Source organism: Streptomyces bullii (genome assembly GCF_042657145.1).
Taxonomy (GTDB): domain Bacteria; phylum Actinomycetota; class Actinomycetes; order Streptomycetales; family Streptomycetaceae; genus Streptomyces; species Streptomyces bullii.
This window is the reverse complement of record NZ_JBHSNY010000019.1, coordinates 1-25,620: the sequence shown is the minus strand read 5'-3', so window position 1 is coordinate 25,620 and position 25,620 is coordinate 1. Positions and strand designations below refer to the sequence as shown.

The 25,620-nt window shown below is 69.6% G+C and carries 21 protein-coding genes; 6 read left to right on the top strand and 15 right to left on the bottom strand.

Going from position 1 to position 25,620, the window contains the following annotated elements:
- Positions 1-265: 265 nt before the first annotated feature.
- The 10 genes from ACFPZJ_RS37270 to ACFPZJ_RS37225 form a co-directional block, all read right to left on the bottom strand.
- Entirely contained in the window at positions 266-394 is a 129-nt protein-coding gene (locus ACFPZJ_RS37270) for a hypothetical protein (protein ID WP_381031169.1), read from the bottom strand.
- Between the two features lie 279 nt (positions 395-673).
- Positions 674-3,301 carry an ATP/GTP-binding protein gene (locus tag ACFPZJ_RS37265; protein ID WP_381031167.1) on the bottom strand — a complete coding sequence of 876 codons (2,628 nt, stop codon included), beginning with the start codon at positions 3,299-3,301 and terminating at the stop codon, positions 674-676.
- Positions 3,277-3,576: a hypothetical protein gene (locus tag ACFPZJ_RS37260; protein WP_381031165.1), complete on the bottom strand. Its 300-nt coding sequence runs from the start codon at positions 3,574-3,576 to the stop codon at positions 3,277-3,279. The genes ACFPZJ_RS37265 and ACFPZJ_RS37260 overlap by 25 nt, the downstream gene beginning before the upstream one ends.
- Before the next feature lie 340 nt (positions 3,577-3,916).
- Positions 3,917-5,029: a C40 family peptidase gene (locus ACFPZJ_RS37255; RefSeq protein WP_381031163.1), complete on the bottom strand. Its 1,113-nt coding sequence runs from the start codon at positions 5,027-5,029 to the stop codon at positions 3,917-3,919.
- Between the two features lie 35 nt (positions 5,030-5,064).
- A complete protein-coding gene (locus tag ACFPZJ_RS37250) occupies positions 5,065-7,860 on the bottom strand; it encodes a hypothetical protein (RefSeq protein WP_381031161.1) in 2,796 nt (931 codons plus the stop codon).
- A 1-nt stretch (position 7,861) separates the two neighbouring features.
- Positions 7,862-8,218 (bottom strand): hypothetical protein, encoded by a 357-nt coding sequence (locus tag ACFPZJ_RS37245; protein WP_381031159.1) that lies wholly within the window; start codon positions 8,216-8,218, stop codon positions 7,862-7,864.
- Positions 8,215-10,902, bottom strand: coding sequence for an ATP-binding protein (locus ACFPZJ_RS37240; protein WP_381031157.1), 2,688 nt, complete (start codon positions 10,900-10,902; stop codon positions 8,215-8,217). The genes ACFPZJ_RS37245 and ACFPZJ_RS37240 overlap by 4 nt, the downstream gene beginning before the upstream one ends.
- On the bottom strand, positions 10,899-11,480 hold the full coding sequence (locus ACFPZJ_RS37235) for a hypothetical protein (RefSeq protein WP_381031155.1): 582 nt from the start codon (positions 11,478-11,480) through the stop codon (positions 10,899-10,901). Before ACFPZJ_RS37235 ends, ACFPZJ_RS37240 begins: the two co-directional genes overlap by 4 nt.
- On the bottom strand, positions 11,477-11,818 hold the full coding sequence (locus ACFPZJ_RS37230; RefSeq protein ID WP_189891857.1) for a hypothetical protein: 342 nt from the start codon (positions 11,816-11,818) through the stop codon (positions 11,477-11,479). Before ACFPZJ_RS37230 ends, ACFPZJ_RS37235 begins: the two co-directional genes overlap by 4 nt.
- Positions 11,815-12,747, bottom strand: a complete 933-nt coding sequence (locus ACFPZJ_RS37225; protein ID WP_381031153.1) for a conjugal transfer protein — start codon at positions 12,745-12,747, stop codon at positions 11,815-11,817. Before ACFPZJ_RS37225 ends, ACFPZJ_RS37230 begins: the two co-directional genes overlap by 4 nt.
- Positions 12,748-13,452: 705 nt before the next feature.
- On the opposite strand from ACFPZJ_RS37225, the gene ACFPZJ_RS37220 reads away from it, so the two are divergent.
- On the top strand, positions 13,453-14,862 hold the full coding sequence (locus tag ACFPZJ_RS37220; RefSeq protein WP_381031152.1) for a hypothetical protein: 1,410 nt from the start codon (positions 13,453-13,455) through the stop codon (positions 14,860-14,862).
- A gap of 25 nt (positions 14,863-14,887) precedes the next feature.
- Complete coding sequence (locus ACFPZJ_RS37215) at positions 14,888-16,324, top strand: hypothetical protein (RefSeq protein ID WP_381031150.1); 1,437 nt, start codon at positions 14,888-14,890, stop codon at positions 16,322-16,324.
- A gap of 205 nt (positions 16,325-16,529) precedes the next feature.
- On the opposite strand, the gene ACFPZJ_RS37210 is transcribed toward ACFPZJ_RS37215, so the two are convergent.
- Entirely contained in the window at positions 16,530-17,657 is a 1,128-nt protein-coding gene (locus ACFPZJ_RS37210) for a hypothetical protein (protein ID WP_381031148.1), read from the bottom strand.
- Between the two features lie 153 nt (positions 17,658-17,810).
- Between ACFPZJ_RS37210 and ACFPZJ_RS37205 the strand changes: the two genes are divergently transcribed.
- The gene (locus ACFPZJ_RS37205; protein ID WP_381031146.1) at positions 17,811-18,536 is read left to right on the top strand and encodes a GNAT family N-acetyltransferase; all 726 of its coding nucleotides are present in this window, start codon (positions 17,811-17,813) and stop codon (positions 18,534-18,536) included.
- A 20-nt stretch (positions 18,537-18,556) separates the two neighbouring features.
- On the opposite strand, the gene ACFPZJ_RS37200 is transcribed toward ACFPZJ_RS37205, so the two are convergent.
- From ACFPZJ_RS37200 to ACFPZJ_RS37185, 4 genes are all read right to left on the bottom strand, one after another.
- Entirely contained in the window at positions 18,557-19,471 is a 915-nt protein-coding gene (locus ACFPZJ_RS37200; protein WP_381031144.1) for a replication-relaxation family protein, read from the bottom strand.
- Positions 19,472-19,895: 424 nt separating this feature from the next.
- Complete coding sequence (locus ACFPZJ_RS37195) at positions 19,896-20,600, bottom strand: hypothetical protein (protein WP_381031142.1); 705 nt, start codon at positions 20,598-20,600, stop codon at positions 19,896-19,898.
- Positions 20,601-20,725: 125 nt separating this feature from the next.
- Positions 20,726-21,067, bottom strand: a complete 342-nt coding sequence (locus ACFPZJ_RS37190) for a hypothetical protein (RefSeq protein ID WP_229917461.1) — start codon at positions 21,065-21,067, stop codon at positions 20,726-20,728.
- 48 nt (positions 21,068-21,115) lie between these two features.
- Positions 21,116-22,147: a phosphoadenosine phosphosulfate reductase gene (locus tag ACFPZJ_RS37185; RefSeq protein WP_381031140.1), complete on the bottom strand. Its 1,032-nt coding sequence runs from the start codon at positions 22,145-22,147 to the stop codon at positions 21,116-21,118.
- 602 nt (positions 22,148-22,749) lie between these two features.
- On the opposite strand from ACFPZJ_RS37185, the gene ACFPZJ_RS37180 reads away from it, so the two are divergent.
- The 3 genes from ACFPZJ_RS37180 to ACFPZJ_RS37170 all read left to right on the top strand — a co-directional run.
- Entirely contained in the window at positions 22,750-23,703 is a 954-nt protein-coding gene (locus ACFPZJ_RS37180; RefSeq protein WP_381031138.1) for a hypothetical protein, read from the top strand.
- The gene (locus tag ACFPZJ_RS37175; RefSeq protein ID WP_381031136.1) at positions 23,643-25,409 is read left to right on the top strand and encodes an outer membrane protein assembly factor BamB family protein; all 1,767 of its coding nucleotides are present in this window, start codon (positions 23,643-23,645) and stop codon (positions 25,407-25,409) included. Before ACFPZJ_RS37180 ends, ACFPZJ_RS37175 begins: the two co-directional genes overlap by 61 nt.
- Positions 25,410-25,476: 67 nt before the next feature.
- Positions 25,477-25,620 (top strand): transposase (locus tag ACFPZJ_RS37170; protein WP_381031230.1); only part of this gene is annotated, 144 nt, incomplete at its 3' end.

The following is a 25,620-nucleotide window of genomic DNA, read 5'->3' as shown; positions in this document are numbered from 1 at the left end:
TATGCCAGTCAACTTCCCAGCTTGATATTTGAGTTCACTCGTACAACTCGGGACGTATCCGGTCACATTCGGAACCGGATGTCGATTTGTAGGTCTGTGTCTTCACTCGTCACTCCCGCACACCGTCAGGACGCGTCCGCCGGGTCGAACGAACCTTGTGGGTCCGCTGTGCGCAAGAACCGGATCTCGACACGCCGGTTCTTCTCGCGGCCGACCTCGGTGGCGTTGGAGGCCACCGGATGCCTCTCGCCGAACCCGCGACGCCTCATCCCTGCTGCCGGGCCGGCGGCCACACCGTGATCACGTCGCCGTCGAGGGTGACGTGCCGGTCGGGGAAGCGGCTGCGCACCATGCCCAGATCGGCAACGTCGAAGTCGCTGCCCCCTTGGACCACGCAGGCACTCCCGACATACGTGACGGCCCGCGTCCGGATGGGCCACTCTCCCTCGCCGTCCGTTTCGACTGTGCGAACTTCACCAAGAGCTTGAGACATGTGACGTCCCCTAAACGTCCGTCCACAGCAAAGGGGTTCCACGGGTGAAACTCCCTTGTGCGAAGTAAACTAGATGTTCGCGTGAGCAAATCTCAAGGGGTTTCGGGCGCAGTTGCAAGGCTGCGACATTGTCCGCGCCCTCCGAGGGACGGGATCTGCGGCCGTGCGGCTGGGCGACGATCACTCGTACTCCTCCTTCGTCAGAGGTACGGGGGTGGCGGTGGCGGGGGAGTGCTCCGCGAGGAAGGCAGCGACGCGGCCGATCTGCTCGGCTGCGCGGCCGATGAGCCGATCCAGGGGGAGCGCCCCGGCGTTCGCGAGGGCGGCCTGCTCCAGCACGGGAACCTGCCGCGGGCGGGCCTGAGCGGCGAAGACCGCGTCAAGATGGGGCCCACGCAGTTGCACCGGCCCCACCCGGCGCCCGTGCACGTTCATGGACACGTAGTGCTCGAACCGCTCCATGGTGGCCACCCGGTCCGGGCTGGGGTCATCGCCCCACTCGGCGGTGATCGGTGCGATCGCGGACTTCGACCCGGCCGTGGTGGCCAGCGTGGACGCGTTCTGCACCAGAGACAGCCGCACGGGCGAGGGCAGTCGTGCCAGCAGCTGGGTCATGCCGTGGACTTGGCACCTGTACTTCCGGAAGTCCTCGAACATGGCAGCGATGGTCTCCGGCGCCGCGCCAGTCAACGTGATCAGCTCGTCGAAGTACGGGCGGAACGGCACCCGCCTGGCTTCCGGGGTGTCGCGCCGGGAGCGCACGGCCCGCAGCAAATCACGGGCCAGCAGCGCGGTCACCAACCGGTCGGTGGGCCCGTTGCCGCCCGGGCACACCCACACGACCATCCGCGAGTCCATCGCGGCGCGGATGTTGTAGACGCCGACCGGCTGGCCGAGGAAGGCACGCGTGATGGGGTTGGCGGCCAGCCGGGCGATCGGGTTGAGGACCACGGCGAACGCGTCCGGCGGCAAGGTCGGGAAGACCACCTGCCACCAGGACCGGGTCTCCTCGTCCAGACGATCGGTGACCGTCGCGAGCGCTGCCTTGCGGAACGCAGCATCGGTCAGCAGTGCCCGCACGTGGAAGATCGTGGCCTGGTCCTCGGGGCGGCCGGCCTGACAGGCGGCCTCGTTGACGGCGACCAGGACGGCCAACGCGGCGGTGAGGATGGTGATCGCCCGGGGTGCGGTCGCATCGTCCCAGGCCAGTGCGGAGGCGTAGGCGTCGGTGATGGCCTCGACGACCTCGTGCGCCGCCTGCCCGTGGTGCATGCCGAGCGGATTCCACGAACTCACCAACGGGTTGGCGCCCAGGCCGTTGAGGTCGACGAGCGCGATCCGCCGCATGAGGGCCTCGTGCGCGAGGAACGTGGTGGCCCGGGGCCAGGAGTCACGGTGAGGGTCGACGAACAGCAACCCGCCCCCGGCATGCGCCCAGCCGATCGCCTGCGCCAAAGCCCGCTCGGTCTTACCGCCGCCAGCCTTACCCACCCCCACCTCGAACAGGGTTTCCTCGGCGTAGGTGGCGACCAGGCGCTCGCGGCCGTCCGGGCCCCGGTAGATGCCCTGGAGCAGCAGCTCCGGATCGCCGAACTCGAACGTCGGCAGGTCACCGGCGAGTACCGGCAGACGGCAGTGCATGGTGGGCGGCTTGAGCAGGCCCGTCAGCTCTTCCAACCTCACCCAGTTGGCGCGGGGCGGCTGGCAGTGCCCCAGATTCCAGCGGCGCTCGAAAGCACGCTTGGTGGGCCAGTGGTCGGCGCCGATCCGCCACGGTCCCAGCCGCCATCCGCGCATGGCCCACCTCGAGCGGCCGCCGAACACATCCAGCGCGGCCTGGAGTTGGGCGAGCCGGGCCTGGGCTCGGCCCTCGGTGTTCGAGGCGCACATCACCAGCAGCTGAACCCGGACGAGGTGGTCGTCGTCGGCGAGCTTGCCCAGCGCCTCGGCCGGCTCGACCCGGCGGGGCACCGGCGGCATGACCAACCGCCGGCCGGCGCCCGCAGCGGGCTTGTCGCTGAGCAACTGCTGCAGCTGCCAGGTGAGGGAGTCCTCGATGCCGCCGGCATCCTGCCGCAGCCAGCGTGCGGCCCGCTGTGCCTCCCGGCGCTCCGCGCGGCGGGCGGCGCCCATCAACTGAATCCGGCGCGCCCGCAGTGCCCATTTGGGGGCGCGCTGGATGTCGAGCCGGATCTCGGCGAGGTCGCCGAGCTCGGCGCGCAGGTCGGACACGGCGTCGATGAGCGGCTGCAGCGGGTCCGGGGTGAGGGGCACCTCGCGCAAGGGTGCCGTGGGCTTGCCGCGCAGGATGAACTCCGCGCGCACGGTGTGCGTCCTCGGCTCATCGGCGATCGGCCGGGCCCGGTTGACAGTGACGTCCGGCCCGAACGGGGTGATGGACAAAAGCCGCTGACCGCCGGCCGGGCCCTCGATGCGGTAGCGCAGCGGGCTGGAGCCGTCCGCACGCAGCCGGATCTGTACGGCCTTCGCCCGGCGGGGCGCCCACCAGGGCATGGCCGTGGAAGCGCGGGCGAGCTGGACGCCGCGGCGGAAGATCTCCTCCAGGCTGGGGGCGAAGTGCCGGCTGGACACCAGCTCCAGGGCCATCCGCTCGGCCGAGGCGCGTGCCGCCAGCCGACGCACCACGATCTCGCCGACCCCCCAGGCCAAGGCAACGACCAGGGCCAGCAGGTACCAGTGGTCGTAGAGCCAGTCGACGGCGTCGACCAGGCCTGTGACCAGGCCGAGTACCTGACCAGCGGCCGTGTCATCGGCCCGGTCTCTCAGGTACGAGGCTGCGGAGTCCACGTCGCTGCTCCCTTCTTGATAGTGCGAGTGAAGAACCAGTCGGTGATGCGCAGGTCGGTGAAGGTGCCGCCGCGGTCCATGCCAGCCCACACCAGATGGACCACCGCCCTGTTCGGGCTGCCGTCGCGGCGGGCGATCGCGGCCTGGATGCGGAAGTGAGCGGTGGTGAACGCCGGGACCACCGCCTGGCCTGCGTCGCCGAAGACGGAAGGCCACTTCGCGCGGCCGACTCCGGTGGCGTCCGCACGCAGCAGCGCGCGACCGGCGGTGAGCAACTCGCGCTCGTCATCGGCAGGAGGTCAGCAGGCCAGGCTGCCTCCAGGTTCCGCTGAATGACCCGGTCGCCGGCCACTCCCTCGCCGTGCGGCGGCGGAGCGGAGGGGACAGCCGACGGCGTCGACGCGGCGGGCGTCGGGGAGGCAGCCGTGCCGGAGTTCGGTTTGTCGGCGGGAGGCGGAGCAACCGCCGATGATGCATCCGTAGTCGCATGCGCGGTCGATGCCGTCCCCGGAGCCGACGGCTCCTTACCGTGCGGCACACTCAGCAGAGCGACGCCTGCGACGGCGAGCAGGACGGTACTCAGCAGCAGAAGGCGTGGTGAGCGCGAGGTGGTGGTCACAGCAGCCGTGCACCCCCCGCGTAGCCGGACATCGCGTTGACGGCGTCCAGGCGCACCACGGTGCCCGGGCGCGGGGCGTTGACCATCTGTCCGCTGCCCACGTAGATGCCGACGTGGTAGATCGTGGAATCGCGTCCAGGAGCGGTGGCATAGAAGACGAGGTCACCGGGCTTGAGCGCGCCCGTGCCGAGGCTGGCCGGGATCCGCTTGCCGACACCGGCCTGGGCAGCCGCGGTGCGCGGCAGGCGGATGCCGACCTTGGCGTACGCGTAGGTGGTCAGCCCGGAGCAGTCGAAGCCCTTGATACTCGCGCCGCTCTTGCCACTGGGCGAGCAGCAGAACCCGTACGACTTGCCGCTCGCGTTGCCGCCGCCCCACGAGTACGGGACACCCCGCTGGGACAGTGCGGCCTCGATGACGGTGCGGACCTTCCCCGTGACGTTCTTCAGGTCCGGGTCCTTGGCGGCCGCCGTGTACTTATCGATCCACCCCAGTACGTTGGCGACGTACTCGCTCGAGTGGTTGTACTGCATGATCGCGGCCTTCAACTGCGACCGCTTCGTCAGGTCACGGCCGTTGCCGCACAGGTAGATCGCGGCGCCGAGGGCGGCGTCGTCAGCGTTGTGCGGGTCGGCGATCTTGTCGCCGTTGACGTCCTTGCCGATTCCCTCCCAGGTGGAGGGCAGGAACTGAAAGGGGCCGACGGCGCGCTCCCCGTTCGCGGTGCCGTCCCACTTGCCGCCGTCGGTGTCGGGGAAGACGGTGGTGTTGCCGCCCTGGCCGGAGCCGTTGAGGAGCACCCCGTAGATCTTCGGGCGGATGTCGCCGTTGTCGGCGATGTTCCGTCCGATGGCGTGATTGGACTCGACTTTGGCGATCCCCGCGAGGATCGGCCAGCGCATGCCCTGGCACTTCGGCGAGTACTTCCCGACTTGCTGGACGGCGTTCTTGTAGGCGGTCAGCATCCGGGGAGGGATGTCGGCGGCGCTGCCCCCTTCGGCGATCCCGCCGTCGTCCTGTGCACCCGTCTTCAGCGCGACGTACGCGCTGATCGCGTTCCCCACCGGCGCGGCACAGCACACGGCAGCGAACATCAGCAGCGCCACCATGCATCCCCACCGCCGGACGCGGCGTCCCGGCGGCTTCACTCGTCGTCACCGTCCTCGTTGCGCCGCCGGGCCCGCTCCCGGCGCAGACGTTCGGCCTCGGGCGCGGTTCGCCGCATCAGCTCCTGCATCCGGGCCCGCGCCTCGTCACGCGTCCGGTTGCGGGCGCTCCCGCCTCCGGGGAGAACGGGCCCGCCGAGATCGGACCGAGGCTGCGGCGTAGGGCCTTCCCGGCGCGGGAGCGGTGCCGGAGGCGCAGTCGCCGCGGGACCGCCCGCCGACGGAGCGGGCCGCGCGGGGGCAGGTGCCGGACGGACACCCGAGGGACGGCCGGACGGTGCGGGACGCGCAGGCGTTGCCGGGCGAGGGGACGGCGCCGGCGTGGCTGCAGTCGGCAGGCGGCGGCTGGCGAATGGACCAGGTGCGCCGCTGCCGCTGTTCTCCCGCAGGACACGGGCCACGTGACGCCCCGTATCGCCCCAGGCCCGGCCGTCCTCGCGGACGGTGTTGCCCCATACCCGCACTTGCTGGAGGGCGTCCTGGGAGTAGCGCGAGCCCCCCGACCGCGCCCGGCGGACGTTCGCCGGCAGACCGACAGTCGCCCCGTACGCGGCCCGGCCGCCCCGGTTGAGGATGCGGTACCCGCGGAAACGGACCAGCCGGTTGTGGGCCCGGGTCGACAGCAGCGTGCGGTCGCTGTTCTGGTCGTGCAGTACCTGGCCGGTGTTGCGGTCGACGACCTGGCCCTGCTCGTTGCGGTACCGGTCGGGCGGGCCTGAGGGCCGCCGCGGACCTGCGCCGCCGCCTGAACCACCGTCCCCGCCGCCCGACGGCCCGCCCCCGCCCGTATCGCCATCTGCTGCGGGCTTGCGCCACTTGGCCAACTGCTCCTTGTCCGGACGGCGGCCGATCAGCAACCAGTGCGCGCCCTTGGCACCGAGCCGTGCGCCCAGCCCGCCCACGGCTGCGGCAGCAGTGAGCGGTGCCAGGCCGCGCCCGGCTTCGGCGGTGGCATCGGCGAGGAGCCCGCCAGTGTCCACCGGCATGCCCGCGCCGTCGAACAGGGAGGTGAGCGCGCCCATCAGCCGCTGCTGGGTGCCGGGCATCCCCAACCTGCCGCCCCCGCCGGTGAAGGCGCGCAGCCCGCCGCCGTATCCGCCCATCGCTGCGGGGGAGTTCATAGCGAGCGCGGCGCCGAGCTCGGAGGTGTCACCGGGCATGTGCGTGCCGCCGACCTTGGCATAGCGCATCCGCATCGCCATGCGCCGGCCGAAGGACGTGATGCCGACCAGCAGACGGCGGTGCCCGGCCGTACCGGCAATGGCCAGCACGTCGATTAGCAGGATCCGCTCTACCATCAGGTCAGGCCCGTCGGTGATCGTGGCGTCCACGGCGATCCCGAAGAACGGCACGAACGCGCAGATCCCGACCACCGCCAGGGCCGCGATGCCCCACAGCGACAGCCACTTCCACACTGACTGGCGCGCGGGCCCAGGCAGCATGCCCGCGACGAAGGCGATGCCGCCAGCGGCCGCCGCCGCAGCGCAGACGCCCTGGGTGCCCAGCAGGACGATCGCACTGGACAGCAGCATGCCGCAGATGAACAGCGCGGCGATCAGCAGCAGTAAGGCGCCGCCGACCCGCCACCAGGTGGGCTTCTCGGCGTAGTTGGCGCACGCCGTGCCGACGTCGCCGGCCTTCTTCATGTCCTGCAGGAAGGCGGAGAACTCGCGGTCCTCGTCGGTGACGATCGCGTGGGAGGCGTCCAGCAGCTCGCCGCCGGGCGTCAGCTCCGGCAGACCTCCGCTGCTGGGCATGCCGCCAATGTCCCGCTGGCAGTACTGCTTGGCCGGGCCTTCGACCAGGCTGCAGGCATCCTTCTTCTTGTTCTGCTCTTCGCAGTGCCGCCGGGCCGGTTTGGCGAGCTGATCACAATTGGCGTCACGGTCTGCGCTGTCGGAGGCTTTGTATCCGCCGGCGACCCACTTCAGATGTACGGCGTAGGCCTTGCGGTCGGACTCCTTGCCGGGGTCCAGGACGCGCCCGTACTGCAGGAGCATGAACGGCTTCACGATCAATGCGTTGGTGAGCGAGTCCTGCAGAGGGCGGGCAATGTCCGTGGAGGAGACCGGCCGTTCCGCTTCGTGCTCCAGGCACTTGATCTCGGCATTGCCGGCCATGCCGTCGCACGGTCCCCGGCTGGCGAGCTTGCCTCCCCAGTCATAGGAGTTGACGCTTTCCTGGGCGACCTCGGCGGCCACCTGCTGGGTCTGCCCCAGTGGGCCGTCCTGGGCGAGCAGATAGTCGGGGCGTACGAACGTGGATGCCGCGAAGGCCGCGATCATAAGGGTCAGGAAGATTTCGCCGAGACCCCGGCCGACCCGACCGCGCACGATCAGGAATCCGGCGAAGACGAACGCCCAGGCCAGCAACAACCCCTTCAACCCGAGGGTGTCGACGACCACGTTGTTGTAGGCGTCGGCAACCTTCTGCGCCGGGCGGGTGAGGATCTGCAGCAGCGGGAACCGGAAGGCCACCTCGATCGCCCACCCGGCCAAGCCCACCAGCAGCCGGATCAGGGTGAACAGGCCAGACAGGGCGAAGGCGAGGGACTGCGTCTTGAAGCTGACGATGGAACCCCCCTCGGCGTTCAGCTCATACCCACCCACCGGCACGCCCTCGGAAGATGTGATGTTGAGCGGTGCGAGGAGGTCTCCCGTCTCGCTGGTGCCGCTCGCCGCGTACACCACCTGGCTGTTCACCATGAGGAACACGCCGGTGAGCAGCACGACGAAGCCGGCGGAACGCAGGGTCGCGCGGTCTGGACGGAGCACGTCAGTGCCGCCTTTGCCCAGCGACGGACCGCAGCCGCCACACCGCCAGGGCAGCTATACCGGCACCGGCGGTGCCCAGTCTCCACGCTGCACCAGCCACGTCCCGCCTCTCAGCGGACGCGGTGGTGGTGGCGCCCCGTTCGCAGTAGGCCTTGGCCGGGCCGACGATCAAGGCGCAGGGATCGTGGTGCGCGGTGCGGGTGCTGGTGGCGAAGGCCTGTCCGGTGTTCGGCCACCATGTGTCCGGCACGCCCACCCCAAGGGCGAGGATGACCGCGCCCGCGACGACGGCGAGAACGGTGAGGACGCTCGCGGCCGCGGCGACGCGCCGGGCGCGGTTCCAGGAAGACGTGGTCATCGGACGTACTCCTTCGGACGGGCATCCACGGCCTCACCAGCACCGGTTACGGAAGGCGGGGCAGCGCTCGTGCGGCGTCCGGGCGTGGTGGTGATGGAGGTGGTGATACGCGGGATGCGGGGGATGGAGACCTTGATGCGGCCGGTGTTCTGGCGCGGGCAGGTCAGCAGGAACTCGCCCTCTCGCCCCTTCTGGCCGACGGGGGAAAGGCCGGTGGTCACCAGCCGCACCAGTGCGTCGTCGTTGGGATCGAGCCCGACGAACTCCAGGCCGCGGCGGGCGCGTTCGCGGTCGGTGGTGCGGGCGAGCGCGCGGTAGGCCATGAGGCCCCGGTCCGGGCCGAGTTCCTCGGCGTCGTGCGAGCCCGCCAGGAGCCCGGCGCCGTGCTTGCGGCCGTCGTGGAGGATCTCGTGGACCAGGGCGGTGCCCTCGGCGGAGGAGGTCAGCCAGTACAACTCGTCCAGGACCACCTGGGTGAACCGCTCGGGGTCCTCGAACGCCGTCTGGCGGGCGATCGCGGCGATCAGGTAGAGCACCGCGCGGCCGATCAGCGCCTCCAGCGGCTGCTGGTGCAGGACCTCCGGCTTGTCGAACGCTGCCTTGGGCGGCAGTTTCAGCCCGGTCGTGGTGATCACGATCATGTCGGTGGTGCTGGAGGCGTCCAGCCGTACCGGCGGCAGCGTCGGGTCGAAGACCATCCGGGCCAGGGAGTTGCTGGCGACGACGCGGATGAGTCCGGCGAGGGTGGAGGCCGAGTCCTTCCGCTTGCCCACCTCGTGCGTGGCCATCTCCTCGAGGACCTCAAGGACGCGGTGCATGGACGGCTCCGGGCCGGCGGCTGCCTGCTCGACGGCGTGGTGGAGGACCTCGCCGTTGGTGCTCATCGGTCCGATGCCGAGCTGCAGGGTGAGGTAGGACAGGGCGTAGTGCCGTCCTTCGGGCCCGTTGAACATGCGCAGCGGGTCGATGGAGACCTCGGCCTGGGCGGCGTCGATGATCTGGGCGCGGCCCTTGGCCGCGGTGCGGGCGAAGGTGGCCCACTCACGGACCGGAGTGCGGTCGATGCAGATTGCGCAGCCGCCGCGCGCCCACACCGCCTCTGCGATCAGCTTCTGCAGCACGCTCTTGCCCGCGCCGAGATCCCCGACGATCCCCATCGACGCGGACGCGTCGACCTTGGGCGCGTCCGCCACGTTGATCATGACGGGGCGGGTGGTACCGCAGTCCAGGTCGATGCCGAGGAACATCCCGTTGGGGTCGCCGACCTGAGCGGTGGTGAAGGCCCCGGAAAGCGCCCAGTCCTCACTGATCTGGTGCTGGGTGAACTCCCGCACCACGCCAGGCCGTACGGTGCCGGGCAGGCCGAGGGTGAACAGGGCTTCCTGCAGGCCGGCCGGGCGCACGGCGCGGTAGTCGGCTCCGCCGAGCAGTGCGGCCAGGGCGCGGGCCCGGGCGTCGCAGACGGCCGCCGTCGGCCCCCACACCGTCAGCACGGTCACCGACTGCACCTCAACCTCGACCGACGTGCGCGACAGGCGGGCATCCAGCTCGCCCAAGTCGCGGGCGGCCTCGGTCAGCGAGGCCGGCATGCCGGTCGGGCGGGCGTCGTACTGGTCGGCCTGGTCGATCAGTTCGTTCTTCTTGCGCCGCACCTGATCGCGGGCCTTCTCCGCGGGCACCAGCGTGAGGTCGACCGTGTAGTCGACGGGAAAGTCGAGCAGCTCCAGCTGGGCGAACAGGTCCGCGGCGTCCTGGCTGACCGCGGGCGGGCACTCGGCCAGCGCCAACTGCGCCTGATAGCCCACCCCGGTGTCGGACTCGACCTGCAGCCAGCGCCGCCCCAGCGGCGAGCCGGTGTTCACCCGCCACCAGGCCTTGCGTCCCGACCGGGTGATCCGGCCCGCGGTCTTCAGCTCGTCGACGTCGTCGAGCTCGGGGTCGATGCCTCCCTCCTGCAGGCGGACCTGGCCCAGGTCGGCGTAGCTGGGGGAGCGCAGCACGCCGTCCCGGATCTGCCCGCCGTACAACTCGCTGGTCTCGGCCTCGGCAAGCAGGGGCTCGGCAAGACCGCGGTGGAGCGCGTGCTGGATCATCCACACGATCTCCGCCGGGCGGGCGGGGCGGAAGGCGATGCCGCCGGCGAGCGCGGCCTCCACCCGGGAGGCCTGCTCGCGGTAGGCGGTCACCTCGCGGCGTGCCACCGGTGCCGGGCGCATGCCCAGCATCGGCGCTATCTCTGCCCACGCCGCGCCGAGTTGCGCGGAGACCTGCAGGCCGCCGGTCTCGGTCTGCAGGGGCACGGCCAGCCACAGGGTGCGGTGGTGCATCTCCTGGTCGTCCAGCAGCTCCAGGGTGGCCTCGACGTTCTCCACCCACGGGTGCCGGCCCGCACCGGGTGCCTGCTCGGCCGGCTCAATGCCCTCGATCATCTTGAGGGCGATCTCACCCGGATCGACCTGCGCGCACAGACCGAACAGCCGCGGTGCCCCGGACAGCGACCGCACCAAGTGCGTGATTTTGGCGAGCTGTTCGTCGCGGACTGCGGCGGGCAGGTACGTGCCCTGAACGGTCTCCTCGCGCTGGCCCTGCGCGTCCGGGCCAGGGTTCAGGCGGTAGACAGCCCACACGCTGCCGTGCGTCGACCACACGAGGTGCCCGGCGATGTGACGGATTGGAACCCTCACCGCGCACCCCCCTGCTGGGCGAGCGCGAGCAGCTGCTGCACACCAGAGACCGGCCCCGCGGGCATGACAGGAGCAACCGGCTCCGTGGGGCGGCGCGCGGACGAGCGACCGGCGGCCGGCCGCGCAAGCGGCGCCCGAGAGGCAGCACTCTGCCGAGTCGCAGAGGATGGTCTGGCCTTCACCGCCGGGTCCAGCGCGGGCGCGCCCTCGATCGAGAAGCCGCCGAGCAGCGGGCGGGCAGCGCGGTCACGGGCCGCCCGCCCACCGATCCGCCCGCCCTTCGGCTGCCAGCCGAGCAGCACCCAGCCCAACGCGGCCTGCAGCGGCGCACGGCCCCGGATCTTCGGCCGGCGTACCGTCCAGATCGCCAGCAGCCACGCGACGATGGGGACCGGGCCCATCCACGACCACCAGCTGATGGTCTTGATCAGGAGGAAACCGCCGCCGACGGCGACCGCGATCTGCGCGGGCGTGTAGGGGCCGAGCGGGATCTTCCAGTCGGCGACCTTGCCCAGCACCCATGGGTGGCGTCGGGCGGCGGTGTAGAAGCGGCCCACCCGCGCCGCTGCCGCGGTCACAGCCAGCCCCCGACGCCCCGCGAGTGGTCACGAGAGGACGGGAGTTCGGACTGAACGACGCCGGGGACGACGGGTGCGCCCTTGGCCGGGTTCTTCACCTCGTCCTCGAACATGTTCGCGAGACTCTCGCGGGAGTTGTACAGCCCAAGCGCGATGATCATCAGCAGCAGGGCGCCGATCCCCGCCTTGAGACTGAACTTCTGGATCATGATGACGACGACGAGGCAGACGAGACCGGCCTGCAGACCCTTGGTCGCCCACTCCTTGAACATGTTGATCCACGAGTCGCCGAGGTCGTTGAGCTGCCCGGCGAGCACCAGGCTGTGCATCGTGTTCACCGGACACCCCCGCCCTGAGCGGTCCCGGACTCAAGCGCGGCGACTTCCCACCGGCCGGAGCGGGCCTTGAGCGTGAGCTCGTACGCCAGCGGCCACCGACCACCGGCGTCCCGGCCTTCCACCCGGACGAGGACCCGCACCGCCGTGCCGTCGGCCGGCACCTTCTCGCCGGCCGCGTCTTCCTCGACCGCGGACACCTGCTCGACGGACACCGCCGTGTACGGAGCGGGGGAGACGGCCGACATCTGCACACCGGGCGCGAGGTAGCGGTCGACCTCGCCGGCGCCGGTCAGGTAGGCGGCGAGGAACTCCCCTACGGCTGAGGACAGCTCACCCTCCGGGACACTCACGCCGTACGGCGACCTCGGCACCTCGGCCCGGCCCGGGCCGGCCACCACGCCGGGCGCGCCGGTCACCGTGAACGAGGCGCCCGAGGCCTCGGCGGCCACCGGCACCGTGTAGTAGCGCACCGTTCCGTTGGCGTACTGCGCAGCCACCGTCACCGACCACGCGCCGTCCGCGCGTTGCGCACTGCGCACCGCGGTCACGGACGCAGGCGACGACTGCGCACCCGCTGCCGGGTTGGGCAGCTCGACGTCCGGCGCCATCGACTGCGCAAGCCGCGCCTGCGCAGTCGTCGCGTCATCGGCGCTGCTGCGCAGCCACGCGCTGACGAACAACTGCGCATAGCCGGCCGGGTTGGCGGCGGCCGCCGCGGTGCGCACGGCGGTGGGCTTGGCCGGAGTAGCCGCCTCGACCGTGGTCGGGGTGGAGGCGACGGCGACGGCCAGGGCGACGGGGCCGGCCGCGATGACCGTCCAGACCGCCAAGCGCGAGAGCCGGACGCGGCGCCGCATCGCCTCCAGCCGGGCGCCACCCGCCATCGGAGCAGCAGCCTCGCTCTGTGAGGCCTGCTTGCCAGGAGACATGGTCAAACTCCCAGGTCAGAACGTGTGATTGCTGACCTTGAGAAAACCCGCCGACCCCGACCCGACCACCAACCACGAGACCCCGACCACGGTCACGATGGGGACACGAAGCCCGTGGTCGGGGTCATGGTCGGCCCGACCACAGACCCGACCATGGAGCCAACCTGGGTCTGTGGGCGCTCACCGCGTCATCCGCCGGCACCCCGCCGACGGATGCGCTGGCGCCCGTCTGCCGCACCCCGGCCGGCGCCGTACGCGAGCGCGCAGAAGGACACCACCAGACCCGCGGGGGCAGCCTGCGCATCGGCACACCCGACCCTGCGCAACAGGACATCGGGATCCGCGGGCCGTACTGCGCACCCGCGGCACACAACCCGACTGCGCACGACCCTCGATCGGTTGCGCAGGCCGATTGCGCAACGCCCACGAAGGCTGCGCAATCGGGGCTGCGCAACGACTGCGCACCGTGCTGGCACGGCGTGGTCGGCCCGACCACGACCCCGACCACGGCAGCTAGAAGGCTGCGTTGCCGGATCGTGACCGATGGTCGGGGCTCATGGCCGTCAGCCTGGTCGGGGCCGGCGGATGAGCTGACGGCATGGAACGCACGTACGCCTCCGCCCTCGCGCCCACCGGCCGCCCCACCCCGGCGGGCACGGTGCGCTGCCGTGGCCACCGCACGCGGCCTGCATACCGGACGGCGCGATGAGCGGCTTCGGATCCGGGGTCCGCCGCGGCGTGATGGCGGCCGATCAGTTCACGCAGATCGCCAACGGGTTGTTCCGCGACAGCCGCATCTCGTACCGAGCGAAGGGCCTCTTCGGCTACATCAGCACCCACCGCAACGGATGGCTGGTGACCATCGCCGCCCTCGTCGCCCTGGGCCCCGACGGGCGAGACGCGGTGCGGGCAGGACTGAACGAGCTGGAGAAGTTCGGTTACCTGGTCCGCGATCGCGTGCGCCGCCCCAACGGCACCCTCGGAGAGATCGTCTACAGCATCACCGACCGTCCCGCCGCTCCGGACGTTCCCCCGATCGACCCAGCATCCACCTTCCGGGAAGCCAGCAGCGACACCGACTTCGGCGCGGGCATCCGCCGCGGGGTGATGGCCGGAGACCAGTTCACGCAGATCGCCAACGCGCTGTTTAGGGACAGCCGGATCTCCTTCAAGGCGAAGGGACTGTTCGGCTACATCAGCACCCACCGGGACGGCTGGCAGATCACCGTCGCCAACCTGGCGCGACACGGCCGCGAACGCGTCGACGCGGTGACCACCGGCCTGGAGGAACTGGAGCACCACGGATTCCTGCTGCGCGACCGGGACCGCAACCCCGACGGCACGCTTGGGCAGGCCCTGTACTTCATCACCGACCTGCCCGCCCTGCAAAACCCCAGCTCACAACCAGAGTCGGGTTATCCAGGATTGGCTGAGCCAGTGTTGGCTGATCCCGGCACTAAGAACACCATCGTTAAGAAGACCAACAAGCAGAAGACCAACCCCCTCCGTCCGTGCGATCGCGGCGACGCGGCGCGCACGAACGCACGGACGGCCCCCTCGCACGCGACAACGTCGCCGAAGCCACCGCCTCCGGCGGACGAGATGCACGCGGGGATCCGGCTGCTGCTGGACATCGGGGCGAGCCGTCCCGAACTGCTGCTGACCGGGCCGGCACTGACTGATCAAGGCCGCGTGGCGACCGTGATGCTGGAGGCCGGCTGGAGTCCCGAGCAGCTGCGCCACGTCATCACCGACCGGCCGCTGCCGAACCCGGTGCGCACCTCCATCGGCGCGATCATCGCCGCCCGGCTCCGCGCCGCCCAGGCCTACCCGCCGCCCGCCAGCGCCGCCCGCCCCGCCGCGGCCCCGCTGGACGAACCGTTCGTGGAGGCGACCAGGTCATCGACAGCGGCCGCTGCCCGCTCCGTGACCCAAGCCCTCACCTACCGGGCCCTCGTCGAGTGCGCTGGCTGCGGCGTGCCCGCCACCGCCCCCGGCGAAGACCTCTGCCCCACCTGCCTCGGCTGGCCGCTGTGCCGCACCTGCCCCGGCCCGACTCGCAAGCGAGCCCACCCCGACGGCGACGGCCGCTGCACGACGTGCGCCTCCGCCTGACCGACCAACCGGAAGGAAGCAGCCCGTGACCGACACCCGCCGCACACCATCGCCACCCGGGTTCGCGCAGCACCTGCACCCCTTCGCGGCTGCCCCGGGCCGGTGGGAGGCGGAACACGCACGCGCCCTGCGAACCGGCCACGTCCGCGACCACACCTGCACAGCCGAGTGCGAACCCGTGCTCGTCTACGAGCGCACCCGGTGGGGCTGGCTCGCCTGGACGGTCCCAGGCGACGGTTCACGGCCTGAACTCCCCCACCAGATCGGAGTCCTCACCCCATCGGCCACACCCACGCAGCGCATGGCCCTGCGCTGGCTGACCAGGCGCTCCGCCCGGCGCATCGGCCTGGCCCCCGGCATCCGCGCCTCGCTGCGCTTCGGCACCGTCGCGGTGGCGTTCTTCAGCCTGGTCGCCGGCCTGTTCGCCATGGCCGATGGCATCCCCGCCGACGTCGCCCTGCCAGCGATCTTGCTCGCTCCGCTGCTCGCCGAACACCTGCCGGCCACGCTGGACGCCCGGGCCCGCGAACACGTCCGCAGCGTCGAAGGTGCCAGCGCCTGCCGCTACCTCCAGCGCCTCGCCGCCCTGCACACCTGCCTCATCAAGGCCGCCGCCGGCAGCGACCGCTACGAACTGCGCCGGTCGGCCGAGATCGGCCAGCACCTGCTGTGGGACGCCGCCGACATGGTGCAGACGCAAGACACACGCTCGGCATCATGCGCACTCATCACCTGCGAACGGCTGATGCTCCAGCTCGCCGACCAGGTCGCCCGGATCCTCAAGCACGCACCCGCCCAGGCCCGGCCGGACCACGCGGACCAGGCCCGCAAACCGGGGCGGCCGCCTGGCGCCCGGTCGACGACATTGCCAGCACCTCAGCACACGCCCGGCACCTCACCACCGGAGGGAGCACTCGTCATGCCCGGACCCAACACCGCTGCCCGCACCTCAGCGGTCTACCTGCTCTTCGCGCACGAGCCCTACTACCCCGGCCCCGGTACCCAGGAGATCAACACCACCCTCGTTGCCGCCGACACCCTGCTCCATCCGCAGGTACTCCAGCCCGACGGCACTCGGATCCACGCCCTCCTCACCCAAGGACGGCGGCCGGGCGAGATCATCCCGCTGGCCACCCTTACCCACGAACTGAACGGCGGCGCCGACTGGCCGGCGGTCGGCGACTGGGAGAGCGTCACCGTCGACCTGGTGCACCTGGTACAGACACAGATGTGCGATGCCCTCAGCCTCGGGCTCCCCGAAGTCGCCCGGGCCCTGATCTGCACCGGCCCCGAGAGCCAGGTGCGCGCCTTCGACGCTGCAGCAGGGGAGTTCACCGTCTACGGACCGGACGACCGCACCAAGGTCCTGACCGAGGTCGGCATGTTCCTCACCGGCCTGGCGGCCGAGCAACCCTTCTGGCCGGGCGACGGACTCCTGCCGCCGCTGTGCCAGAGCGTCTGACAGCAACGTGGGAGCAGAACGCTGATCAAGCGACCACGACGGTTCAGACGAACGCCTGCCGTCCCAGGACCGGCGTCCTGGGGCGGCAGGCTGATCCACACTTAACGCTCGCGCCGGCGACTGTGCTCGCTGTGCGGCGCCGCCGCCGAGCTTGACCCGGTCCTGAAGGGCTTCGACCATGGGTTCGGGTAATGGTGCGCGAGGGTCAGCCAGCGATCCGGGACGCAATGAGCCGGTTGGTGAGCTCCACCGTTCCGAGGTACCACCAGAAGATCCAGTCCAGGAACGCTTCGTCGTAGTCGCCGCGCTGGTCTGCCTTGCGGTGGCGCAGGTCGTATCGGTTGGCGATCTCGAACAGTGCCCCCTCGTCCTTGCCGAGCTTGTCCTTGAGCAGGGCGCGGCGTTCCTCGAGGATGCCCGCGAGGGTGACGATCGCCGACCGCTTGCTCTCCACCGTCGTGTCCCGGCCGCGGAACAGGGCGATCGCGTGGCGGACCCGGGTCGTGATGTCCGGGGCGCTGTCGTTGAGCGCCTGGTGTACCAGCGCGCTGCGGGCGTCGTCGGTGACGGCGACCAGGCGCCCGAGGTCCTCGCCTTCGGCAGCCAGCTCGTACTCGATGCCGGCCTCGCGCAGTAGCTCGTTGACCTTGCCCCGGTACAGGATGCGGGCGGGCCCGTTGTGGAACTCCGAGTGGTGCCACCCGCAGTTGTTCCAGGAGTGGAAGCGGCGGGTGCGGGGCCGGCTGACTAGGTCGTGGAAGACCTCGATCAGACCGAAGAAGGTGTCCTCGTCCCATGTTTCCGGGGTCAGAGGCCACAGGTCCGGGATGCCCAGTCGCCGCTCGATCACTCGTGAGGCGTCCGGCAGCTCGGTGGGGTCGTCGACGCATTCCTCGCCGAAGACCTCCGCCAGGTAGCCGTTGTCGGCGAAGTCGCTAATGATCCGGGTGAAGTCACGGCGGGTGTCGCGTGCTGTGCTGCCGTCGTGCGACAGGCCGCGGCCCTGCCGCTGTGGCCAGTACGGTCGCGGCTCGGCCGCATGCCGCAGTTCGGCTGCGCGGCTGACCAGCTCCTTCAGCCACTCCCGCTTGTCCATCCCGCCCCGCTGCCCCCAGCCGGGGGTGGTGCTGGCCCACGGATCGTCCGAGGGTGCGGGGCGCTCGGGCAGGTCCTCGAAGTCGGCCGCCGCTGTGGTGCCGACCAGGGCCTCCGTCAGCAGCCATACCGCCTGCTCCTCCCACGAGGTGTTCGACGACCGAAGGACGCGCTCGCCTTCGGACACGAACAGCGACGTCGGCCAGCGGAGCTCGTAGTTGCTCAGATCCAGACTCACCGCGTCATCATCACCCACCCAGGCAGGCTCCAACTGGCCCACAGAGCATGAGCATTCGGCCGGGAAACGGTCCTTGAACGGCCTTCGCGGTGGACAGCATCCCTCATGGCGCTCAGCGTCGTCCCAGTTCATGCCGACCCCAGGGGGCTGTCCATGGCCAAGCGCACCGCGAAGAAGGGCAGCAGCAGACCAGTACGGCTGTCCGCCGACCGGCTACGGAAGGGCTGGCCCGGCCCCGCCGGCACCCGCGTACGGCTCGCCACGGCAGCGGACACGGACACCGTCGACGCGCTGCTCGACACGGCTGGAGCCCGGCTCATTCCGGCTCTGCGGTCCTCCATCGAGCAGGGCACGGCAGGTGCCGCCCTCCTGGACGGTCTGGACGGCACCACCAAGACGTTCTTCGAGGACTTCGCGCGCCGGACCATCGGGCACTCGATGGCCGACTCGATGGCCAGTGTCAGCCTAACTCTCGTGGCGGTCGACGAGCAGGACCGGCCGATCGGCGCTCTGTCCGTCACCGCCCCCGGAACCATCATCGAGCGGGCTCTGGAGCACGGGTACAGCAACGTGCAGGCTGTGACCCTGAGCGTGGCCATCGCCAAAGTACACGGCCTTGCGGTAGCCGAGCAGGCCCGCGGCCAGGGCCTCGCCAGCTTCCTGCTGAAGCGGGCCTGGCAGGTCTACGACCAGCTCGACTACTTCCTGCTGTACGGGTCCTTCGAGACCGAGCGGGACCTGGGCGCCTTCTATAAGGGCTGCGGATACACCGTGCACGCCCCCGGCGAGGGATTCCTTCTCGACCGGATCGACCTCCCCTTCGGCATCCACGCCGGCCCCGACCAATGCGTGTTCACCCGCTGGCGGCCTCCCCGCTGAGCGGCCGCCGGCCGTTCACCTCACAGGTCCGTCCACGGGCGAGGATTACCGCCGACCAGAGGCATCCACACGTCCTGGGAGGGACCGAGCTGCTCCAGGTCTTCCAGCACGGCGGCTCCCAGCCGGACCTCCCGAGCGAGACCCGCCACGAGCGGGTGCTGAGCGACCATTGCCTGCAGATCGCTCATCCGATTCTCCAGCCTGGCCCGGGAGGCACCGGTGAGTACGAAGAGCACCCGGGGAAAAACCGGATACCAGCGCAGCCAGGCGGGACCGGCGGTGGCCTGCCTCCGCCGGCCGACGGGCTGGGCCTCGTACTGGAACAGGCGGGCGTATTCGATCAGCTTCACGGCCAGCCGCTCACTGCTCATGGTGCTGCGATCGACTTCCACGAACGCACGCAGCTTTCGCCGGTGTTCGCTCTCGACGACCGTGTAGTACATCACCGCGTCGGCCACGATCCGCTCGCCCTCGCCGATGGAGTGGGACACCTCAGGGGTCCAGTCCCAGGGGCCGTGCTCGTGCCCGAGCCGGCGGGCGTCTGCGGCGAAAGCAAGGTGAGCGCGAACGACGGCGAGCGTGTGCGGGGTCTTCAGCGACGCTGCTGTGGTCGAGGTGATGGGGTAGGGCGGCCGCCCCCGCAGGACGGGCAGGTCCCGGGTCAGCCGGGCGCCTTCCTGCGTGAGGTACCAGGCGTTGGTACGGGTCCGGTTCGCGTCCGGCAGCACCGTGCAGTCGACGAAGCCGTCGGAGCGCAGCCTGTTCAGAACACGGGACATCAGCTGTCGCGTGCCGTCCGGGCGCAGCATCCGGCGCAACTGGCTGGTGGTGGCGATGCGGTGCTGGGCGAGCCCCGCCAGCACTTGGTGGGCCAAGGGCTCAGCGGGGCTGGGGGCCGGTTTCGTCGCCGGAGTGCTCCGTGCGGCGCTGCTCATGAGACGTTTCCTTCCGCGGCCGTGGTGGTCTCCGGCGGAGACCGTCGGTTGCTGCTGAGGAAACCCGCAGGCCCCGACCAGACCCCCGACCAGGAAGCCCCGACCATGGTCACGAAGTCGAAACAGCCTCGCGCTCTGCGTCTTTGCTGACGTCCATGGCCCCGACCACTGGGCGGGCCCGCGCGCCAGAGCAGCTTGCTCCTGCCGGGGAGTTCGCCAGCTTTACGGCAAGGGGCTGGGGGTGAACCAGGAAGAGGGCGGCCCCATGAGAAGTTCGGCGATGGCCGGTCCGCAGCAGCCGAGGGCTGCTGCGGGGCGTGGTGGCGAGCCACGCCATGCCGGCCATCGTGCGACACCCGGCCCGCAAGGGACCAACGACCCGTAACCGGATGCCGCGTCTATGGGGCGGTGGGCGAAAGGGCGCTCACCGCCGGTTTCTGCCCCGGGGTTGGGCGGCCTGCTCGAGGATGCGCCGACGCGTCCACCGTCGGCGCCCGCCCTTCTCCGTGAGAGCGTCGGGGGTTTCCAGCAGGGGCAGATTGCCCTGGGACAGGCTGCTGGAGAAGGAGTTGACGCTTTTGAACCCCAGCAGTGCCGCGGCCTGAGTCGCTCCGAGGAGCTCGTCGGGGTCGCCGTCGACAGGGACGTCGGGCAGTGCGGGGGCAGTGCGCTTCGCGCCGGCGTGCTTGCCGCGGCCCGGCCGGGTGGCCATCCAGTCCAGCAGGGTCTGCACGCGCCACAGCTGTCGGCGGTAGGGGTTTTCGGCGGTGCCCAGCTCTTCGACGACGTCCGGGTCGGGGAAGTACCCGGGGTGGTCGCGGACGAAGGTGGTGACCTGGTTGGGGTTCTTGTAGCCCAGGAACCTCGAGGCCTCGGCGGCGTTCAGCAGGTCCTGCGGGTCACGGGCGGGCGGTGTGTGCTCGCGCAGGCGTGCCGGCGGGCGGTTCGCGAACCACTCGGTGACCTTCGCGTGGTCCCACAGGCGGGCGCGGCCGCGCATGTCGGCGATTTCGGGGAAGCCGTTCTCGGCGCGGTCGTTGTAGAGGCCGCTGATCCGCGCGGGCGTCAGGCCCTGTTCAGCCGCGATCTCGGCAGCGTCGGCCAGGCGAGGCTCACGGCGCGAGGTCATGGCAGAACCGTCCGTCCTGTCGGAGGTGAGCCGGCCTGCCCGGCTCACAACTCACATAATGGCAGGAGTTTGGGGCGGGGGTCCAGTACGCTGCCCAGGTTTTCCCGGCCGGCGCGAGGAAGAAGTCATTCCTCCGGGATCAGGCACACACCGCGGCGAGCCGCGTCCTGGGCCATCTCCGAGTAGGCCAGGGCCGCCGGAGTCATCTCCCACTCGGCCAAGGCGAGCAGCAGGACCAGCTCGTCGCGGTCCTGGGACGCATCGCACGGCATGCCGGCCGCGGTCGCGGCCGCCACCAGATCCCCGCCGGACAGCCCGGCGAAGCGGGCCGCCACCGTGTCGCGCAGGTCTGCAAAACCCTGCTGGTACAGCTCACTCGCTTCGCGCAGGAGCAGCACCAGGTCCTCGTCGTGGCTGGCCGGTGCGGCCGCGGCGAGGTCGAGGAGGCGCTGGGTGGTCGTCGTCATCATCAGCAGTATGCCCTTCAAGAAAGATCAGAGGCTTGTGGGAAATCTTCAGAGCGGAGCGGCACAGCCATCGCACGGCGATCGTCGTGCCCGCCGGGCCAGGTCGGGCTCCTTGCGGGGCTCCTCCTCCATAGCCGCGCGGACCTGCTCCTCGAGGGCGGTGAACTCCGGGCCGTCGTCGGAGCAGACCACGCCGGGGTCGGGCGCTCCGCAGGCCGCGGCGTGCCGGATCAGATCGGTGATGCGCCAGTCAGCGCGGAAGCTGTCGCCTCGGACCTGTTCGACCTCGGCGTACAGGTCGGCCAGCCGCGGCCGCCGGCCGATGGAGAGCAGCACGTCGTGGCGGGAGGCGAAGACGCACAGCGAGCACGAGCAGCGGGAGGTTCCGCCCCAGTCGCCCGCACCGGGCGCCGAATCGTACGTCCAGCAGTACGGCACCGGCGCGTCGGCGTGCCACTCCTTGACCGCGTCGGTCGACCAGTCCTTGACGGGCAGCCACTCGTCGACGACGCGCGCACTGTTGGCCTGCACCGTACGGAACGCCGCCCGCTTCTTGCGGTCGGGCCCCTCGTCGCTGCGCAGACCCATGACCTTGAGGATCCGCACCGGGCGGCCGAGCTCGCGCTTCAGACGGTTGACGATCGGCGTCCAGGCGCTGGAGACCACGCTCTCCTTGGCGCTCTTGCGACAGTACGGGCTGCCCATGCGCGGGAAGCGCCCGTACGCCGCGATCTCGGTCAGCAGGCTGCGCGGCATCCGGGTGCCGTCCGGGCCCGGCATCGTGCGGGTGACCTCCAGGTGCCGCTCGGCCGGCACCCCGAAGGCAGCGCTCTGCAGCGCGGCGAGCTCGGACACCCCGGGATAACGGATGCCGCCAAAGACCACCGGCGGCCACTCCAGCACTCCGAGGCTGGAGTGGTAGGAGATCACCCGGTCGTCCACGCCGGCGGCCCGGGTGGCTTCCATGAACACAAACATCATGACCGCGCTGTCCTTGCCGCCGGACAGCTGGGGCGCGAGCAGGTCGTAGGAGGTCAAGTCGGGCAGGCGAGGCGGGCGGTGGACGGTACGCGAAGGCATGGCAGCTCCAAGGAGACGAGAACGGGGGGCGCCAGGACTGGCGGCCGATCGCGGACGGCGGTGCCCGAGCACCTCACGCCGCTGCAGGCTCGGCGTCTGGACGTTTCGGGTAGGGCCGCAGCACGGGGAGACCGAGCTCGATCTCCTCCCGCTCACGGCGGGTCCGGCCAAGCCGGAACACGTAGCGGTGCACACCGCGGTGCCGGACGTTGCGGGCGCCAACCGCGACCAGGGCCTCACGCAGCCACAGAGCCGGGTCGCAGCCGGGCCGCGGCCGCGGAGCTCCGAGCGCAAGGAGTTGAGCAGCGGCGTATTCGTGGCCCTGCTCGGCGCGGCGGATCTTCTGCGCTGCCCGGTCGGAAGCGCGCAGGTTCGCAGATTCTTGGAGGGGCACGAGCGGGAACCCGCGTGCTCAACCGCCGACGCGGCGGTTGAGCACGCGGGTTCGTCTGCCAGACCGTTCAGCTCTTGCCACAACACAGACTCATTTCGTTCTATTTTAACAATTTCGGTCTACCTGTTGTCTAAGGCGTCAAGTAGAACCAAACTGCGTCCCGCAAGCTCTTGAACGAGCGCTGTGCAAGACATGTCGAGGGGGCGGGATGACGCAGGATCCTGCGGCGCGTGACCGCGGTGATGCAGTTTCGGGGGCGGATGGTGATGTGGCCGCGGCCCGCACGCCTGAGGTGCCCGGCCCGGCGAGCGCGCCGGCGCGAGATGCGGATGCTTCCGGTGAGGGCGAGACCCAAGCGTCCAAGCGAACTGCGTTGAAGGCTTGGGGAGGAGGGGTGGCCGCAGTGGTTATTGGAGGCGTGGCTACGGCTCTCTTCACCGGCTGGTTTCAGAACGATGTGCCCGACGTGGTCGACAGGGCCACTGGCAAGCCGCCAATTAAGGTAGCAAACGTCACAATTTCTGTGGATGAGGGGCCATTTGCGCTACGAAACGCGGTAAGCACTCAGCGGGACCGGGCCATGCTGGCGGAGCCCGCCGCTAGCGAGCAATGGCAGGATTTTCTGCAACGCCGACGGGCGGAGCCGGTCGGCCAGATGAACGTTGTCGCCGTACTTGAGGGGTGGCGGAGCAAGGCGAGAGTGATCGATATGCGTCCTCGCATCCTGCGGAAGCAGCCCCGGTTGAGTGGGGCGTATTTCTTGCCGGCGACTGCTGGCGAGGTCAGTACGATCCCTCTCGCTGCCAACTTGGACCGACGCAACCCTGTTTTCGTTATGGACAAGGGGAAGGCGAAGGAGGAAAGTCGGGCCTACTTCCGCTCGCATCAAATTGATCTAGTGCGGGGCGAGCAGACCACGCTGGCAATGTCATTCACCGCACGCACAGCAGCGTACGAGTTCGATGTGCTGGTTAACGTCATCGCGGACGGGAAATCCAAAGAAGTGGTCATCCGCTCCTCGGGCGGTAAACCGTTCCGCATCACAGGGCCCCAGGACCGCCCTCGGGGTTACACCCAGGTCTTCAACGAGTCCGAGGGGGCATGGGTGCAGGCTCCCCCAGGCAGTTGGTGTGTACCGTCGGCCACCAACCAAAAATGCTGACCATGAAGCGGTGGGTCCGTCCCGTGTTAGTGGCTGTATGCCTGGCGCTCTGGCCCTGGATTGTGGGGACGGGTGGCCCTACCCGTGCATGGCCTCCTGCGGTGGGGCTGCGTGAAGTATGGAACGCAGACCTCAACCTCGGCGAGCTAAACGGCCTGTATGCCGACCATGGATACATTGTGTCATCGGTACGCGACGGCCGTGGGCTGATCATTAGCAGGATGGCGACCGGAAGTCGCATCTCCGAGGTACTTCCTCACGGTATTCCGCAGGAATACGGGGCGGAGCAGTTGCGCATCAACGGCTCGACGCTAGTGATTGCTTGGACGGCTGTTGGATCTGATCCCGTCTTGCTCCGTGGCTACGACGTGGCAACTGGTCGGCAAGTCTGGCACAGGGATGTCGCCCAACCTTCCGGGCTGGGGCCACGGGTGGCCCTCACGGGAAGAATCGCCGCAGTCTTCAGTGGTTTTCCCGTAAAGGTTAAAGCATTCGATGTCTACACCGGGGCTCAGCGATGGAGTGCCGAACCCACGATCGCGGGCCTACGCTTTCAATCGCTGGAGTACAGCGCCGTATACGCCGACGCGGGAAAAATTTGGTACGTCTTCATGTGGCACCGTTCTCCGGGATCCCTGGCCAAGTTGACCGCTCTGGATTCCCTCACCGGCAGGAGACTCTGGCAGCAGGCTATACGCATGCCCGTCGAACCCAGTGCATATGACGCTATCGGGTACCCCTATCAGCTGCGACTCACCCCGTCTGACGCTGGTGACATCGCGGTGAAAGTAGGGGAAGAGCTTCGTATGTATTCTGATTCTGGGCGCCTATTATCGCGTGGAAGTGATTACGTATGGAGCCTAACCCGGAAAGGGTCGGTGCTTTACGTACAAGAAAGGGATCCACAGGAGAAGGAATATAAGCCCTTCCGCCTGCGCGCCCTCGATGTCAATCGAGGTGAGACGCTCTGGGACCGCCCCGTCTACGCGTCTCTGGAGCTAGAAGGTAACGCAATGATCGGTCAGATTCGTCATGAATGGCCGATGGCTACGTATGTTGAGTATTTGGCGCTTGACTCCGGACACTCCGTACAGGTGCCAGTGCTTAGCAGTGTGTGGCACACGGAGCTCATCGGATCTCACGGGGACCTACTGGCTATCTGGGAAGAGAAGGGTAATACGGTTACGCCTCCGGATGGTCTGTTTGGCCGACTCACCGTATACCGTCTTGTCGCCGACCCGGGGAATCCTCACCCTGCCCTCGCTGGCTTGCCGCCAGCAAGATGGCCAGATGCATGCCGCCTCCTTCATTTCGGTAAACTGTCAACCTCCGTCCAGTACACTCCCATTCCGCAGCGGCGCTCTATTTTTGGCACGCGTCTGCCGCAGCCTTCGGCCTGTACCTATGTGCCAGATAAGGGCACAGCACCGTTGATCCGTCTTTCTGTCGAGTACACTGCACCTTCCGCACGAGAAGCCGAACGCCTGATGCGTTCCCGATTGGCCTTGGCCCGTCTCAGTTTTCAGACCGCCGAATGGATCGGATCACGGCGTATTGCTGTCACGGAGGAACCTCCTAGCGGCCAGATATACGCCGTATACGTTCGGGTCGGCACGTCCGTGGTGCGGATCACTACCACACCTACCACGCCTGCCTTGGTCCGGCGCGCTGCCGAAGCGGTTGAGCTGTCGGGGAGCCACGACTGACCCCAGTTAAGTCCTGCTGCGAAGCCCTAGGCAGTTTCGTTTGGATCAGTCGGTCGTTGGTCCGGGTGTGCCGTTGACTGATGTGCAGTGGGCGCGGATCGAGCCGTTGCTCCCGGACCGGACGCCGAAGCGTGGTGGCCGCTGGCGGGACCACCGTGAGGTGATCGACGCGATCGCCTACAAGTTCCGGACCGGGACGCAGTGGGTGCAC

Bases quoted from the DNA above. Each gene is read 5' to 3' on its own strand.
- ACFPZJ_RS37255 (WP_381031163.1), bottom strand. From the start codon at position 5,029: ATGGTGGCGCTGCTGATGTTCGCTGCCGTGTGCTGTGCCGCGCCGGTG.
- ACFPZJ_RS37245 (WP_381031159.1), bottom strand. From the start codon at position 8,218: ATGACCACGTCTTCCTGGAACCGCGCCCGGCGCGTCGCCGCGGCCGCG.
- ACFPZJ_RS37225 (WP_381031153.1), bottom strand. From the start codon at position 12,747: ATGTCTCCTGGCAAGCAGGCCTCACAGAGCGAGGCTGCTGCTCCGATG.
- ACFPZJ_RS37220 (WP_381031152.1), top strand. From the start codon at position 13,453: ATGAGCGGCTTCGGATCCGGGGTCCGCCGCGGCGTGATGGCGGCCGAT.
- ACFPZJ_RS37205 (WP_381031146.1), top strand. From the start codon at position 17,811: ATGGCCAAGCGCACCGCGAAGAAGGGCAGCAGCAGACCAGTACGGCTG.
- ACFPZJ_RS37200 (WP_381031144.1), bottom strand. From the start codon at position 19,471: ATGAGCAGCGCCGCACGGAGCACTCCGGCGACGAAACCGGCCCCCAGC.
- ACFPZJ_RS37195 (WP_381031142.1), bottom strand. From the start codon at position 20,600: ATGACCTCGCGCCGTGAGCCTCGCCTGGCCGACGCTGCCGAGATCGCG.
- ACFPZJ_RS37190 (WP_229917461.1), bottom strand. From the start codon at position 21,067: ATGACGACGACCACCCAGCGCCTCCTCGACCTCGCCGCGGCCGCACCG.
- ACFPZJ_RS37185 (WP_381031140.1), bottom strand. From the start codon at position 22,147: ATGCCTTCGCGTACCGTCCACCGCCCGCCTCGCCTGCCCGACTTGACC.
- ACFPZJ_RS37180 (WP_381031138.1), top strand. From the start codon at position 22,750: ATGACGCAGGATCCTGCGGCGCGTGACCGCGGTGATGCAGTTTCGGGG.
- ACFPZJ_RS37175 (WP_381031136.1), top strand. From the start codon at position 23,643: ATGGGTGCAGGCTCCCCCAGGCAGTTGGTGTGTACCGTCGGCCACCAA.